Source organism: Thermacetogenium phaeum DSM 12270 (assembly GCF_000305935.1).
Lineage (GTDB): Bacteria > Bacillota > DSM-12270 > Thermacetogeniales > Thermacetogeniaceae > Thermacetogenium > Thermacetogenium phaeum.
This window is the reverse complement of record NC_018870.1, coordinates 1,610,411-1,625,589: the sequence shown is the minus strand read 5'-3', so window position 1 is coordinate 1,625,589 and position 15,179 is coordinate 1,610,411. Positions and strand designations below refer to the sequence as shown.

Genomic DNA, 15,179 nt, shown 5'->3' with positions numbered 1-15,179 from the left:
CCATGCCTTTTTCCACTCAATGCTTCACTGTCTGCAACCGCAAGGATGTCCTGGTCTCCGCAGCACTGGCGGTGGGTATCTTCTTGTCCGGGCTTGTTTGGGGAGCTTTGACGCTGCACAACCTGAACACGCTTTTGCAGGAGGATCTGAGCAGGTATCTGGCAGCCTTTTTGCAGGGAGTGGAGGCCGATTCCGGCAGTGGTCTGGCGGACATAAAGGCCTGGTTTGAGATCGTTAAAATGCAGACCGCGGTTTTAGGCCTGCTTTGGTTTTTGGGATTAACGGTACTGGGCACCCCTTTAATTCTTCTCGTTATCGGTGGGCGCGGCTTTATTCTCGGCTTTACGGTTGGCTTCCTGGTTCAGGATAGAGCCGGTCAGGGATTGCTCCTGGCCCTGATCACGGTGCTCCCGCAAAATCTCTTTTACGTGCCGGCTTTCCTCGGAGGTGGCATCCTCTCTGTTTATTATTCCCTCATGCTGCTCCGTGGTTCGCGGGGGACCCCCGTTTCCCTGCGGTTGGGCGTCTATTCCCTTCTCTTTTTATTTTTCATGCTCTTCGTTTTAGCCGGTGCCTGGATCGAGGCCTGTATAGCTCCCGGCTTTTTGCGCCTTTTGCTCTCTCTGTACCGGTAGCTGTTAGATGTTATCCCTCCTTATCGAAGTTTTCACTACGGCCCCTCACCATCAGCTTTTCCAACCGCGCGGGTTCTGACTATAACGGACAGCCCTGGTTCTACCAGAAGGCATGAGGTGCATAAGATGTTGGAAAAGGGTTTGATTTTTCTTTTACTGAGGAAAGGAGGGAGGATGGTGCTTCTTGTTACGATTACCAACTGGAAACACAAGCTGGGGGTGCTTTTCAGGCTTTTTCTCTTTCTCTTATTGATCGGACTGGTTGTTCCACAGTTTCTCAGCCTCATTGCCGGCGAGCTGGTGGAGCTGAAGGGGCGTTCAGAAATAACCAAACCACCTGCGATGCGCGTGGAGAAAGAAAAGGCGGAAGCAGAGCCGTCCTCAGAGCTGACGATTTTAGAGAGGCTGCGCCAGTTATACTACGGTAATGAGGGGAAGGAGAGTACGCAGGACAGGTAGTGAAGGGCCTGTTATTTTTTTGCCCTTTTAAGCCGGTGGTGTCGTCAGTTCCCGGTTTTAAATTTACTAAGTGACGGACAATTTCCGGAAGCTACCGGCATTACCCGGCAGTCATAAAAGTGGGAGATTGTCTCTTTTCTTTTAGAGGAAGGAGGAATTGCCCGGCAAGAAGTGGTATAATTATCTTTGGAAACCAGATCCAATCAGACCGGTGAAGAGTCGCTTTGCGAAGTTTCGGTTTCTTGACAAAAGGATGATAACGACAGGGGTTGGTCCGCCTTGAAAGAGCGGATGATGGGTGTTTTGTGCGACTTTTTAAGCTTTCTCCAGGTTGAGAGGGGTCTTTCCCGGAATACGGTACAGTCTTACCGCTATGATCTGGAGCATTTTATATCTTTTTTGTCCGGACAAGGCTGCAGACCGGAACAGGCCACACAGACTGCGATTTTGAGCTTTATGAATTACCTCCAGATGCAAAACCGGAGCGCACGGACGCGATCCCGGAAGCTAGCGGCTATCCGCACCTTTTATCGCTATCTGCTACAGGAGGGGCGGATCGGCTTGGATCCTACCGAGAACCTGACTTCGCCCAAGCTGGAGAGGGTTTTGCCCCGGGTGTTGAGTGTTGGAGAGGTGGAACTCCTTCTTTCCCAGCCTGATACCAGAACCGTGATCGGGCTGCGGGACAAGGCTATGCTGGAACTGCTTTATGCCACAGGGATGCGGGTTTCGGAAATGCTCAGCCTCAATACGGAGCACCTGAATCTCGATCTGGGGTTTGTCCGCTGCCTCGGAAAGGGTTCGAGGGAGCGGATTATCCCAGTCGGTGAAGTGGCATTGCGCTATTCCAGGGAATACCTTTCCCGGGGGCGGTTAAAGCTAAGAAAAAACAATTGGGAAAGGGCGCTTTTCTTAAACAGGCACGGTAGCCGCCTGAGCAGACAGGGCTTCTGGAAAATACTTAAGGGCTACGCCCGCAGGGCCGGGATTACTAAAGAGATTACACCGCATGTCCTGCGGCACTCCTTTGCCACCCACCTACTAGAAAACGGGGCGGATTTGCGGGTGGTTCAGGAAATACTAGGGCATGCCGATGTTACTACAACGCAGATCTACACGCATTTGAGCCAGGGAAAGTTGAGGGATGTTTATGAGAAAGCCCACCCGCGGTCTTAGGAAAGCCCGGGTGCTGATTTTGGTGCTCGACGGTTTAGGGGTCGGCGAGCTTCCCGATGCTGCTGACTTCGGGGACTCCGGCTCCTGTACGCTGGGGAACCTGGCAGAGGCTGTTGGAGGTCTGAGACTCCCCCATCTCGGGAAGATGGGCCTTGCCAACATTATCCCGGTACGGGGTGTCCCTGTAGCAGACAGGCCGACTGCCGCTTACGGAAAGATGACCATGAAGGCCGCCGGGAAGGACACGACCAGCGGCCATTGGGAAATGATGGGTGTGATTCTCCACCGGCCCTTTCCTACCTATCCGCACGGATTTCCTCCTGAGGTTATCAAACCCTTTGAGGAGAAGATTGGGAGAAAGGTGATCGGGAATAAACCCGCTTCAGGCACGGAGATCATCCAGGAACTGGGGCCCTTGCACATGGAAACCGGCTGCCCTATCGTCTATACTTCCGCCGACAGCGTCTTCCAGGTGGCAGCCCATGAGGAGGTCATTCCTGTTGCCGAGCTCCACCGGATCTGTTCGATAGCGCGGGGTATCCTTTCAGGGCGCCATGCGGTTGGGCGGGTGATCGCCCGCCCCTTTGCGGGAAAACCGGGAGGCTTCTGGCGCACTCCCCGGCGCCGTGATTTCTCACTGGCACCTCCGCGTCCTACTCTCTTCGATTCACTTGCTGCCGCCGGCTATCAGGTGGTGGCCGTGGGCAAGGTAAACGACATTTTCGCCGGGAAGGGGGTAACCGATGTCGTTGCCGCTGCGGGGAACGAAGAAATATTTAAGAGAGCCCTTGATTCCCTGCAGCAGCTCAACTGCGGTCTGGTTTTTGCCACCCTTGTGGACTTCGACACCCTTTACGGGCACCGCAATGATGCCAGGGGCTTTGCCCGTGCTCTGGAGGAATTCGACTGCTGGCTGTCATCTGCAGACGGCTTGTTGAAGGAAGAGGATCTTTTGGTCATAACAGCAGATCACGGCTGCGACCCGACGACGGAAAGCACCGACCACTCGCGGGAGTTCGTTCCCCTCCTTATAGCAGGCCCGCGGGTTAATCCCGTTTTTCTGGGAACCCGGGAGACCATGGCCGATCTCGGGGCAACCCTGGCCGAGTTTTTCCGGGTGGAGAGGGGAGAAGGCACCCCCATTGCCGGGCTGTTCCGGGAAGGAGAAGAATAATATGCGTGTGCTCGATTTGATCGTTAAAAAAAGGGATGGACAGGCTTTAAAACTGGAGGAAATTGACTTCCTGGTGCAGGAATACGTAAAGGGCTCGATCCCCGATTACCAGATGTCCGCCTTTTTGATGGCTGCCTATCTGCGGGGGCTCAACTTTGAGGAGACAAAGGCATTGACCTGGGCGATGATCCGCTCCGGGGAGGTACTTAACCTGGCGGACATCCCTGGTGTGAAAGTCGATAAGCACAGTACAGGAGGGGTCGGGGACAAGACGACCCTAGTATTGGTGCCTCTGGTGGCGGCAGCGGGAGCAAAGGTCATGAAAATGTCCGGGCGCTCCCTCGGCCATACAGGGGGAACCGTCGATAAACTGGAGGCAATTCCCGGTTTCCGTGTAAGTTTCACTCCGGAAGAAATGAAAGGGGTTGTGCTCCGCACCGGAGCCGTGCTGGCCGGACAGACAGAGGGAATTGTGCCAGCCGATAAAAAGATCTATGCGCTCCGTGATGTTACCGGAACTGTAGACTGCCTTCCCTTAATCGCCAGCAGTGTGATGTCGAAGAAGATCGCCGGTGGGGCAGACCGGGTCGTCCTCGATGTTAAAGTAGGGCCCGGTGGCTTCCTGTCCGATTTGCAGCAAGCCCGCCGCCTCGCTGAATTAATGGCCGAACTCGGCAAGGAGTTCCGCATGAAGACGGTGGTTCTACTCACCAGTATGGTACAGCCGCTGGGACGGGCGGTGGGAAATGCGCTGGAGGTGGAGGAGGCCGTAATGACTCTGCAGGGAAAGGGGCCGCAAGATCTGACGGAGCTATGTCTGGCGCTGGGTGGAGAAATGCTGGCTGCGGCCGAAGTTGTGGCGACACCTATGGATGGGCGCAGGAAGCTGGAGTCTCTACTAAAGAGCGGTGCGGGGCTGGCCAAGTTCCGTGAACTCATAGCGGCCCAGGGCGGTTCTCAGGAGGTTGTCGACGATCCCTCTTTGTTGCCTCGGGCGCGCCGATTGATAGAGGTCAAGGCCTCTGAAAGCGGTTTTATTCGTGAAGTCAACGCCCGGGAAATCGGAGTGGCCGTCCTCCTGCTGGGTGGCGGACGCCTGCACAAGGATGATACCATCGACCCGGCTGTAGGTGTTGTTATGGAGAAAAAAGTGGGGGATTATGTCCATGCCGGGGAACCCCTGGCAGTCCTCCACGTTGACGATGAAAGCAATCTACCGGAGGTGCAGGAAAGGGTAGCCCAATCCTTTCTCATAGGAGAGGAGAAACCATCCCTGCCGCCCCTGATCTATGAACTGATCTCCTGATCAAGAACTCCCCTTTTTCTCTTTCCATGCTGTTCCAGGAGTAGCCAGGTCAGAATTGCAGATAATAAAGCGGAGAGAGATCAAAAGGGGAGGTAATTGCCATGCTTTGCCGGAAGGTAATGCCTGTTTTGCTGGCAGTTTTTCTGCTGCAGTTGGTTCCTGAGGATCCCGCCTGGGGCAGTGTCACTCCGAAAACGGCGGCACCCTCTGCCGTCCTGATGGATGCCCATTCAGGAAAGATCTTATATCAGAAGGAGCCGCACCGGCGGATGGCTCCGGCAAGCGTGACCAAAGTGGCGACAATGCTGGTAGCCATGGATGCCCTGGCCGCAGGAAAGGTGAACTGGGACGACCGGGTGGTCACCAGTGAAGCCGCCTGGGAGATGGGGGGTTCAGAAATCTGGCTGGAGCCCGGTGAGGAAATGTCTTTTCGGGAGATGATGGTTGCCATAGCCGTAGGCTCTGCCAATGATGCCTGTGTAGCAGTTGCCGAGCACATCGCCGGCAGTGAAGAGGCTTTCGTTGCTCTGATGAACCAGAAGGTGAAGGAGCTGGGATTAAAGAACACCCGTTTTGTCAATTGCCACGGCCTTCCTGCAAAGGGGCACTATACCAGCGCCTATGACATGGCAGTGCTCTGCAGAGAGGCCTTGAAGTACCCCGAATTGCTCCAGCTGACAAGCATCAAACACTATTACAAGCTGCGCGGTGGAAAAACCAAGCTCGACAACACCAATAAGCTGCTTTGGTGGTACGATGGAACCGACGGCTTTAAGACCGGCTGGACGACGGAGGCCAATTACTGCCTGGCTTCTACGGTGAAGCGAAACGGACTGCGCCTTATCTGCTGCGTTTTTGGAATTCCCGAACCCGGCGGGCACTTCGAGGAATCGGTTAAGCTGTACAACTGGGGTTTTGCCAATTATACCTTTCGAGAAGTCGTCAAGTCCGGCCAGGTGGTGGATAAGGTGCGGGTAGGCAAAGGAGCTGTTGAAGATGTAGGGGCCGCGGCACAGCAGAGCGCCGGTTTCTGTGTCCGGAAAGGGAAAGAGAGAGAAGCCAGGCTTAAAATAATTCTTCCTGATTACATTTCCGCACCTGTTGCTAAGGGCACTCTCTTAGGTGAACTGCAGGTTGTGAGCGAGGGAAGAGTGGTAGACAGGGTACCATTGATAGCACAGAACGATGTCCCCAGAGGAAGCTTCTGGAACCAGCTCAAAAAGACCTTTCGCTCCCTTGCCGGATAATTAATCCTGGTGAATTTCGAATTCCCCACCCAAGAGAGGGGGGAATTCTTTTTATGCCAGATTTTAGCAGGAATTTCTTCTCATAATGCAGAATTTACATCCGGAAAAAAACAAAAGGAGGTTGCACCCTTGAGCCTGGAGATGAAGAAATTGGGGGAAACTCTTGTGGTGCGTGTCTTTGGCGAGTTTGATCTTCGATCCGCAGACTTCTGCAGGCAGGAAATTGACCGGATGCTCAAGGCTGAAGGAGCGCAAAGCATTCTTTTCGATCTGGGAGGGGTCTCTTTTATCGATAGTTCTGGATTGGGTGTGATTCTGGGCAGGTATCGTAAGGCCAAGGAGAATGGATGGGGTATGGCTATATCCAACGTACCCCCCGCCATTGTCAAGGTCTTAGAACTTGCGGGTATCACCCGTCTCCTCCCCGTGTATTCCGATAATTCCCAGGCCCTGAAGGATCTGGCCAGGAGGGTGAAGCAATGAAGCTGCATAACCGCATGAAAATAGAATTGATGAGCCTTCCTGAGAATGTCGGCCTGGCCCGGATTGCCGTAGCCGCTTTCGCTTCCGAATGCAACTTGGATGTCGGCGAGCTGGAAGAGATTAAGGTTGCGGTCTCGGAGGCGGTTTCCAATGCCATCATCCATGGCTATCAAAAGGATGCCAACGGTGTGGTCACCCTCACCGCCACCCTTCAGGACAACGTTCTGGAAATTATTGTAGAGGACAAAGGAAGAGGAATAGCCGACCTGGAGCAGGCGCTTGAGCCGGGTTCTGCAGATGACCCGGAAAGGATGGGGCTGGGCTTTGTTTTCATGAAATCCTTCATGGACGAGGTCAATGTAGAATCTGAACCGGGCAGGGGGACGAGAGTTAGGATGATAAAAAAAATACCGAAGAACCCTCAGGCCGAAAACTGAGAGGAGTCGGTGATGGGTTCGCTGCAGGATATGAGTTTGCCTAGATTTCCCCTGCTTCCCGAAAAGGAGACGCTGCAGCTGATTAAGAAGGCACATCAGGGAGACTGTCAGGCCAGGGAGAAGCTGATCAACTGCAATTATCGCTTGGTGTTTAATATTGTCAAGCGGTTCACTGGGCGCGGCTATGATGAGGATGATCTCTTCCAGATCGGTGTCATCGGATTGATCAAGGCGATTGACAACTTTGATCCTTCCTATGGGGTTAAGTTTTCCACCTATGCGATCCCGATGATTATCGGTGAGATCCGCCGTTTTCTGCGGGATGACCATCCGGTGAAAGTTGCCCGGGCCTTGAGAGAGAAGGCCGTTGATGTCAAAAACACCCGGGAGAAGTTGATGCGGAAACTGGATCGCGAACCCACGGTAGGTGAGCTGGCTGATGCCTTAAAGATGACCAAAGACGAAGTCCTTCTTGCCCTGGAAGCTGTTCAGCTTCCTGTTTCTCTTTTCGAAACTATAGGAAATGAGGGGGAGGAGTCCCCCCGCATGATCGATTGCCTGCAGGAAAAAGCCGACGAAGAGACGAGATGGCTGGAAAGGATCGACCTGCGTGATGCTCTCGTCCGTTTGCCGGAGCGTGAGCGACAGATAATTTTGCTGCGTTACTTTCAGGATAAAACCCAGACAGAGGTGGGCTCTCTACTCGGGCTGTCACAGGTCCAGGTGTCCCGTTTGGAGCGGCGGGCGGTTGCCAAACTGCGTGAATACCTCTGTTGAGATTTTTTCTTGGTAGAAGCAGCGATCAATGAACCGGTATATTTCCTGGGCGGCCGGAAATAATAGAAGTAAAAAGCAGGGAGGTTGAGATCTTTGTACGTCAAGGTTATGGAGCTCGTAGGGGAGTCGGATACCAGCTGGAAGGATGCCGTACGGAATGCGGTGCGCCAGGCATCCCAAACAGCCGCCAATATTACGGGTGTTGAGGTTATAAATTTAACCGCCGGTGTTCGGGAAGGAGATCTTTACGAGTACAAGGCCAATGTGAAAGTTGCATATACGGAATGAGCAATCGTCAGTGCTCATTAAGCTCTTATTAGGGTACTGAGAGTTTTTCTGGTGGGGTCCGAAATAAGGGAGTGCCTGCGGGTGCTCCCGGTAAATTTTGGGGGAACAACGAATGAGCAAGGGTAATATTGAACAAAGGGAAGAAAAGGAAGGGCAGATTGCAGAATACCGCCTGATGATCGATCAGATTAAACCGGCACCCGATGTCTTCAAGAACTGCCTGCGGGCCTTCCTGGTCGGCGGGAGCATCTGTCTGGTCGGGCAGCTTTTTCTGACCCTCTATGCAGGCGCAGGATTAGGAGAGCGAGAGGCTGCGGCTGCAACGGCGGGCACTATGGTTTTCCTGGGAGCGTTGTTGACCGGGCTGGGCGTTTATGACATCATCGGGAAGTACGGTGGGGCGGGTTCGATCATCCCCATCACTGGATTTGCCAATTCCATTGTTGCTCCGGCGATGGAGTTCAAAAGGGAGGGCTTTGTCTTCGGGGTAGGCGCGAGGATTTTTAATATTGCCGGACCGGTGCTGGTTTACGGGTTTATCGTTTCCTCCCTGATCGGGATAATCACCTTTTTAGCCGGTTAAAAAACTATTAAGGTGCCCGGCTGTATGATGAATTTTATTCAGGGGCGTCCGCTTGTTATTTGCTTAAAACTGCGATTACGGATTGGGTGAAGGGATGAGCAACAGGGTCGGCAAGCAATCGTTCTGCTTCTCCAACCTGCCCGCCATTGTCTCGGGAGCCACCATTGCAGGCCCCGAAGAGGGGAAGGGGCCCCTGGCTGCAAGCTTCGACTGGATTCTTGATGAGCCGCTTTTCGGGGAAAAGACGTGGGAGATGGCGGAGCGGAAAATGCTAGAGGAAAGCGCCAAACTGGCACTCCGAAAGGTCAACCTCCAGCCCCAGGATGTCGAATTTTTCCTGGCGGGGGATTTGTTGAATCAGATCATCAGCGCCAATTACGCCGCCCGGGGACTGGAGATCCCTTTCATTGGACTTTTCGGAGCCTGCTCCACTTTTGTTGAAGCCCTCCTGTTGGGAGCGATGCTCGTGGACGGGGGTTTTGCCAGACGTGTTCTTCTGGCTTCATCAAGCCACCACATGACGGCAGAAAGGCAGTTTCGTTTCCCCATCGAGCAGGGGGTTCAGAGACCGCTCTACTCCCAGTGGACGGTTACTGTAAGTGGTGCCTTGCTCCTCGACGCCGAAGGGAACGGTCCCCGCGTGGTGCAGGGGACGATGGGGAAGGTGGTGGATCTGGGGGTGTCAGACATAAACAATATGGGTGCGGCTATGGCTCCCGCTGCCGCGGACACGATCCTAACTCACTTTCAGGATACCGGCACCAACCCTGACTCCTATGATCTGATAATAACCGGGGACCTGGGAGAGATAGGATCTGCCTCTCTTCTGAAGCTGCTTCGGATGCGGGGTTATGACCTTGAAGGGAAGCTGCAGGACTGCGGCCTGCTTATTTACGACCGGGAAAAACAGGACGTCCATGCCGGGGGGAGCGGTTGTGGCTGCGCAGCTGGAGTTTTCACCGCCTGGTTCTTGAACAAAATGCGGGAGGGGCTCTATCATAAGATTCTTTTCCTGGCAACGGGGGCTTTGATGAGCCCTACCAGCTCCCAACAAGGGGAGACGATTCCGGCTGTTGCCCATGCTGCCGTTATTTCTGCGGGATGAGGTGGGTGCTGATGCAGTTTCTTTTGGCTTTTGTTGTCGGCGGTATTATTTGTGTTATCGGGCAGTTGTGGATGGATTTGACCAGACCTTCCGTAACTCCTGCCCATATCCTGGTGGGGTATGTCATTGCCGGTGCGCTGTTGAGCGCCTTTGGACTCTACCAGCCGTTGGTTGACCTGGCCGGGGCGGGGGCCACGATACCCCTATCGGGGTTTGGACACAGCCTCGCCCAGGGGGCAATTCTGGGGGTGCAGAATAAGGGCCTGCTGGGGGCCTTCGCCGGGGGTATTGAGGCAACTGCTGTCGGCATTGCAGCTGCTGTTGTTTTTGGATACGCCGCTGCGGTTTTATTCAATCCCCGCAGCTAAAAGATCATAGTATTATTGTAAACAGGGCCGGCTCAGCGAGGTAATCAACCGGACCTGTTAATCTATTGTGTGGATAAGAGGTTAGAGGTCAATGAAGAAGGTCGGCATACCGCGTGCATTGCTCTATTATTACTTTTACCCGCTCTGGCGGGAGTTTTTTACCGGACTGGGAGTGCAGGTTGTAGTATCTCCGGAAACCAATAAACGAATTATGGATGCCGGAGTTAAGGTGACCCTGAGTGAGGTTTGCCTTCCGGTTAAAATTTTTTTTGGGCATGTCATTGCTCTGGCGGACGATGTGGATTACCTTTTTGTGCCGCGCATCATCAAGGTAGAACCGAGGGCCTATATCTGCCCGAAGTTTATGGGTTTGCCCGATATGCTGAGGGCACGAATTCCCGATCTGCCGCATCTCCTCGAGACAGCGGTCGATATGCGGAAGGAGGAAACCGATCCGTTTCGGTGCTGGGAAAACTGCTTCCAGGAAGTGGGAAGATTAATTACCCGGGATAAGCGCCTGGTGGAAGAGGCAACCCGGAGGGCTTTCCGGGCGCAGCAGAACTTCCAGCGGCAGCTGGCTGCCGGACTTTTGCTTCCGCAGGCTCTTGAAGAGGGAAATACTGGTGAAGTTGAGGTGGCGGTGGTTTCCGAGCAGTCTGCGTTGCGGATCGGTCTTCTGGGACATCCCTACAATCTCTATGATCGCTACATCAGCATGAACCTTATCGGAAAGCTGCAGGACCTCGGGGTATCGCCGGTGACACCGGAATCCCTTTCCGTGCAAGATATCGAGAATAAGGTAGGGAGCCTGCCTAAGAGGCTCTTTTGGACGCTCGGCAAGAGAATGGTGGGGGCCGCCCTCAACTTTTTTGCGGATACGCGGCTGGACGGCCTGATCTATCTTTCCTCTTTCGGATGCGGGCCGGAATCTCTGGTCGAGGAGTTGGTGGCGAGGTGGGCGAAGCAACAGGGGGGTCTCCCTCTGATGTTGCTGACCATTGACGAGCATACCGGAGAGGCGGGGATGAACACCCGGTTGGAGGCATTTACGGAAATGATTAAGCGAAGGAGGATAAAATGAAACTGACCTATCCCCATATGGGGAATCTTTACATTGTTGTCAGGGCACTGTTGACAAGCCTCGGGCTTGATCTGGTGCTTCCCCCTCCGACTTCTAGGCGCACAGCGGAGCTGGGTGTGCGGTATTCACCTGAATTTGCCTGCTTTCCTTTTAAGTTGAATCTAGGGAATTACCTGGAGGCGGAGGAGCTAGGGGCCGACACCATTCTGATGGCGGGAGGGGTTGGCCCCTGTCGGTTTGGCTATTATGCTCAGGTGCAACGGGAGATTCTCCGCGACCTGGGCGTGGATATGGAGATGGTGGTGTTAGAGCCGCCCGATGTGGGCTACCGGGAGCTGACCGACAAGGTCCGCTACCTCGTAGGGGACTGTTCCTGGTGGCGGGTTGTTAAGTCAATTAGATTTGCCTGGCAAAAGGCCCTGGCCCTGGATAACGTCGAGCGAGAGCTCTTATATTTAAGGCCGCGGGTCTTGGAGCCGAACTCTTTGGAGAAAAGATACCGGACGGCGGTCGAAGAGATCGACGCTGCTCCCGACAGCAGAGCAATATCAAGAGCGGTACAGGAATTTTTCAAAACATCCCGGCGGATGCCGCAGAGGCAGGGGCGTTTTTTGCGGGTTGGGTTGGTGGGGGAAATCTTCACCGTTCTCGAGCCGTTTGCCAACTACGATTTAGAACGACGGCTGGGCCGTCTCGGTGTCCAGGTCGAGCGGAGCATCTGGTTGAGTGCCTGGATCAACGATCACCTCTTCGGAGGCCTCCTGCGGGTGAAGGGCGGCTTGAAGCATGCAGACCGCCTGGCTTCCCCTTACCTGAATTCTTTTGTGGGTGGTCACGGCAGGGAAACGGTGGGTGGTGCAGTGGCTTGTGCCCTCCAGGACTGCGACGGGGTGATTCAGGTGGCGCCTTTGACATGTATGCCGGAAATAGTCGCCCACTCGGTACTCCCCTCGGTTTCGCGGGATTATGGGATTCCCACGTTAACCCTTTACCTTGACGAACAGTCGGGGGAAGCGGGCATTCAAACACGGTTGGAGGCCTTTGTCGATTTAATGGCTGCCCGGAGGAGGAAAGGGAAGGGAGGAATGCTCGATGGATCTTTTTCTGGGTATTGATGTGGGGTCGGTGAGCACGAATCTGGTCCTCATCGACGACCGTGGAGACCTCTACTTGAATCCCCTTTATCTGCGCACCCAGGGGCAGCCGGTTGCCGCCATTAAAAAGGGATTGAGAATGCTCCAGGAAATTCTTGCTCCGCAGGACCGGATTTGCGGTGTCGGGACCACAGGCAGCGCCCGTTCACTGGCAGGGGTTCTGGTCGGGGCCGATATCGTCAAGAATGAGATTACGGCGCATGCAGTGTCAGCCCTGCGGGAAGTACCCGATGTACGAACGATACTGGAGATCGGAGGCCAGGATTCAAAGATCATTATCTTGCGGGATGGTGTTGTCGTAGATTTTGCTATGAATACTGTTTGCGCTGCCGGAACCGGATCCTTCCTCGACCAGCAGGCATTCCGCTTGAATCTCTCCATCGAAGAGTTCGGTAGAATTGCTTTAGAGGCGGACAACCCGGTCCGAATCGCCGGCAGATGCACCGTTTTTGCAGAGTCGGACATGATCCACAAACAGCAGATGGGGCACAGCCTCCCCAACATTGTTGCCGGCCTCTGTGAAGCCCTCGTGCGCAACTATTTAAACAACGTCGGCAAAGGAAAGGAGATTCATTCCCCGGTTGTTTTCCAGGGCGGTGTTGCCGCCAGCGCCGGGATCAGAGTTGCCTTTCAAAAGGCCCTGAACATGGATATTTTGGTTCCCAAGCATTTCAACGTGATGGGAGCGTATGGGGCAGCCCTGTTGAGCCGGGATTGGATTACGGAAAGGGGGGCGGAAACCCGCTTCCGGGGCTTTGAGGTGGTATCCTGTGATTTCCGGCCGCGCAGCTTTATCTGCAAGGGTTGTCCCAATGCCTGTGAGGTTGTTGAAATCAGGCAGGACGGTGCCGTACTCGCCAGGTGGGGTGACCGCTGTGGTCGCTGGGGTGTTGCGGATGAAAAGGTGGAGGACGCAGCGTTAAGCTGCAGCCACCCTTTGAGATGAGCCGCCGCTTTATCGATTGCGGGATATGTCACGTCTGTGTTCTTCGTTCCAGGCGGTGATGTCTGTATGCGGAGCAAATAATTGATGAATGGGGCTTTGGTATAGCCGGCATCAACCACCACTACGTCCGCAAAGTGCTTATAGACCTTATAGAGCCAGTGCGGCGCGCTTTGTTGATTACTGCCGCAAACGAGCTTTTTGATCGCGGCCGGTTCCATCCCAATCGAGCTGTGACGGATGGTATCCGCAGAGGGCGGGTCTTTTCTTTCATCTTTTGCCCATTTTTGTCCAGCCTTCAGGCAGGAAAACTTTATGTATGTATCGAAGAATATCTTTAAGCTATCGTTTCGACATCGGTGGTGCACCTCCTGGAGATGTAAGGGGTAATGTTTATTTCCAGGAGGTTTTTGCTATTTGTGGGGCATTTTCCTGCCTGCTTTTTTAAGTTTTGCCTAACGCTGCCTTTCTTGCGCTACAAGGGATTCAGGGGTCAGGTGCGAGCTTCTGGCAGGAATGACCATTCGTTGACACTTAGAACGCAGGCGTGTTAGAATAACCTATATTGTTCGGATTGGAGATGTCTTCAAAGGTGAGACTGCAGGGCACGATGAGGATCAACGACAAAGGGCACCTGGAAATCGGAGGATGCGATGTGGTTGATCTGGCGGCCTCCTTGGGAACGCCCCTTTATATTCTGGATGAGGCCTTGTTGCGGCAGAACTGCCGGCGTTATTACCAGGCTTTCACAGGTCAGAATGAGAACGACCTGGTTCTTTATGCTTCGAAGGCTTTTCTGGTCCTGGCGATGGCGCGTATAATTCAGGATGAGGGGTTGGGACTGGATGTTGTTTCCGGGGGAGAGCTGGCAATTGCTCTGACGGCAGGATTTCCCGCAGAGAAGATCTTCCTCCACGGCAACAACAAATCGGCCGCCGAGATCAGATACGCCCTTCGGTGCGGGGTTGGCCGCATTGTTGTAGATAACTACTATGAACTGGAACTGGTTGAGCGGATCTGCGGGGAGATGGCCTTAAAAGCGGCCATCCTGCTGCGTATTGCCCCCGGTATTGAGGCTCACAGCCATTCCTACATCTCCACCGGCCAGGTTGATTCTAAATTCGGCTTTACCATGGAGAACGGGGATGCCCTGAGAGCTGTGAAAAAGGCACTGGCATCGCCTCATTTTGAGTTAAAAGGGGTTCACTGCCACATCGGCTCCCAAATACTAGAGCTGGAGGCGTTTCGCCTGGCAGGCAGGGTAATGATGGATTTCCTTGCGGAGGCCAGGCAGCGCACAGGCTGGACGGCAGAGGAACTGGATTTAGGTGGCGGACTCGGCGTGTATTACAGCGAGGGGGATGACCCCCCTACTATCGAAGAGTATGCCCGGGCCGTAAAAGAAAGTGTAGCCGACAAGTGCCGGGAACACGCCTTCCCCCGCCCTAGGATTATTGTGGAGCCGGGCAGGTCCATCGTCAGCCCTGCCGGCACGACTGTTTACACTATCGGCAGTATGAAGGATATTCCGGGGATCAGGAAATACGTTGCAGTAGACGGGGGGATGACCGACAACCCGCGGCCAGCCCTCTACCAGGCTAAGTATGAAGGGATTATTGCCAACAAAGCCGCAGAAGAGGCAGCGGAGGTAGTCTCCATAACCGGAAGATGCTGTGAATCCGGTGACATGCTCATCTGGGATCTGCCCGTGCCGCGGGTGGAGGCCGGCGATCTGCTGGCGATCTTTTCGACCGGTGCTTACAATTACTCGATGTCCAGCAATTACAACGCCCTTCTCCGACCGGCTGTGGTTCTGGTGCTTGACGGCAAGGCAGACGTTATTGTGGAGAGGGAGACCTGGGGAGATCTGATCCGCAATCATCGCCTGCCGGAACGCCTGCTTTAGTGAATGGTGTGGTTTGTAGTTAACGAAAATGGGCGACTTTTCTATAAGTGGGACAAG

General features: G+C 54.2%; 17 protein-coding genes. All 17 read left to right on the top strand.

What is annotated here, in order from left to right; all coding sequences use genetic code 11:
- The first annotated feature begins 2 nt into the window (after positions 1-2).
- The 17 genes from spoIIM to lysA all read left to right on the top strand — a co-directional run bounded on the left by spoIIM (position 3) and on the right by lysA (position 15,122).
- Positions 3-635, top strand: a complete 633-nt coding sequence (gene spoIIM, locus TPH_RS08035) for a stage II sporulation protein M (RefSeq protein WP_015050695.1) — start codon at positions 3-5, stop codon at positions 633-635.
- A 174-nt stretch (positions 636-809) separates the two neighbouring features.
- Positions 810-1,094 (top strand): hypothetical protein, encoded by a 285-nt coding sequence (locus TPH_RS08030; protein WP_015050694.1) that lies wholly within the window; start codon positions 810-812, stop codon positions 1,092-1,094.
- A 279-nt stretch (positions 1,095-1,373) separates the two neighbouring features.
- Positions 1,374-2,270: a site-specific tyrosine recombinase XerD gene (xerD, locus tag TPH_RS08025; RefSeq protein WP_236608774.1), complete on the top strand. Its 897-nt coding sequence runs from the start codon at positions 1,374-1,376 to the stop codon at positions 2,268-2,270.
- Positions 2,245-3,444, top strand: a complete 1,200-nt coding sequence (locus TPH_RS08020; RefSeq protein WP_015050692.1) for a phosphopentomutase — start codon at positions 2,245-2,247, stop codon at positions 3,442-3,444. The genes xerD and TPH_RS08020 overlap by 26 nt, the downstream gene beginning before the upstream one ends.
- 1 nt (position 3,445) lies before the next feature.
- Positions 3,446-4,750, top strand: a complete 1,305-nt coding sequence (locus TPH_RS08015) for a thymidine phosphorylase (RefSeq protein ID WP_015050691.1) — start codon at positions 3,446-3,448, stop codon at positions 4,748-4,750.
- A 101-nt stretch (positions 4,751-4,851) separates the two neighbouring features.
- Positions 4,852-5,997 (top strand): D-alanyl-D-alanine carboxypeptidase family protein, encoded by a 1,146-nt coding sequence (locus TPH_RS08010; protein ID WP_015050690.1) that lies wholly within the window; start codon positions 4,852-4,854, stop codon positions 5,995-5,997.
- Between the two features lie 129 nt (positions 5,998-6,126).
- Positions 6,127-6,480 carry an STAS domain-containing protein gene (locus TPH_RS08005; RefSeq protein ID WP_015050689.1) on the top strand — a complete coding sequence of 118 codons (354 nt, stop codon included), beginning with the start codon at positions 6,127-6,129 and terminating at the stop codon, positions 6,478-6,480.
- Positions 6,477-6,917 carry an anti-sigma F factor gene (gene spoIIAB / locus TPH_RS08000; RefSeq protein ID WP_015050688.1) on the top strand — a complete coding sequence of 147 codons (441 nt, stop codon included), beginning with the start codon at positions 6,477-6,479 and terminating at the stop codon, positions 6,915-6,917. The genes TPH_RS08005 and spoIIAB overlap by 4 nt, the downstream gene beginning before the upstream one ends.
- Before the next feature lie 12 nt (positions 6,918-6,929).
- Complete coding sequence (locus TPH_RS07995) at positions 6,930-7,694, top strand: SigF/SigG family RNA polymerase sporulation sigma factor (protein ID WP_015050687.1); 765 nt, start codon at positions 6,930-6,932, stop codon at positions 7,692-7,694.
- A 93-nt stretch (positions 7,695-7,787) separates the two neighbouring features.
- Complete coding sequence (locus tag TPH_RS07990; protein WP_015050686.1) at positions 7,788-7,982, top strand: dodecin family protein; 195 nt, start codon at positions 7,788-7,790, stop codon at positions 7,980-7,982.
- Between the two features lie 112 nt (positions 7,983-8,094).
- On the top strand, positions 8,095-8,565 hold the full coding sequence (gene spoVAC, locus TPH_RS07985) for a stage V sporulation protein AC (protein ID WP_015050685.1): 471 nt from the start codon (positions 8,095-8,097) through the stop codon (positions 8,563-8,565).
- A 94-nt stretch (positions 8,566-8,659) separates the two neighbouring features.
- A complete protein-coding gene (gene spoVAD, locus TPH_RS07980; protein ID WP_015050684.1) occupies positions 8,660-9,670 on the top strand; it encodes a stage V sporulation protein AD in 1,011 nt (336 codons plus the stop codon).
- 11 nt (positions 9,671-9,681) lie between these two features.
- Complete coding sequence (gene spoVAE, locus TPH_RS07975) at positions 9,682-10,038, top strand: stage V sporulation protein AE (RefSeq protein WP_015050683.1); 357 nt, start codon at positions 9,682-9,684, stop codon at positions 10,036-10,038.
- 91 nt (positions 10,039-10,129) lie between these two features.
- On the top strand, positions 10,130-11,119 hold the full coding sequence (locus TPH_RS07970; protein ID WP_015050682.1) for an acyl-CoA dehydratase activase-related protein: 990 nt from the start codon (positions 10,130-10,132) through the stop codon (positions 11,117-11,119).
- Positions 11,116-12,234 (top strand): CoA enzyme activase, encoded by a 1,119-nt coding sequence (locus TPH_RS07965; protein ID WP_015050681.1) that lies wholly within the window; start codon positions 11,116-11,118, stop codon positions 12,232-12,234. Before TPH_RS07970 ends, TPH_RS07965 begins: the two co-directional genes overlap by 4 nt.
- Positions 12,212-13,219, top strand: a complete 1,008-nt coding sequence (locus tag TPH_RS07960) for an acyl-CoA dehydratase activase (protein ID WP_015050680.1) — start codon at positions 12,212-12,214, stop codon at positions 13,217-13,219. The genes TPH_RS07965 and TPH_RS07960 overlap by 23 nt, the downstream gene beginning before the upstream one ends.
- A 577-nt stretch (positions 13,220-13,796) precedes the next feature.
- Positions 13,797-15,122, top strand: a complete 1,326-nt coding sequence (gene lysA, locus TPH_RS07955) for a diaminopimelate decarboxylase (protein WP_015050679.1) — start codon at positions 13,797-13,799, stop codon at positions 15,120-15,122.
- The last annotated feature ends 57 nt before the right edge of the window (positions 15,123-15,179 follow it).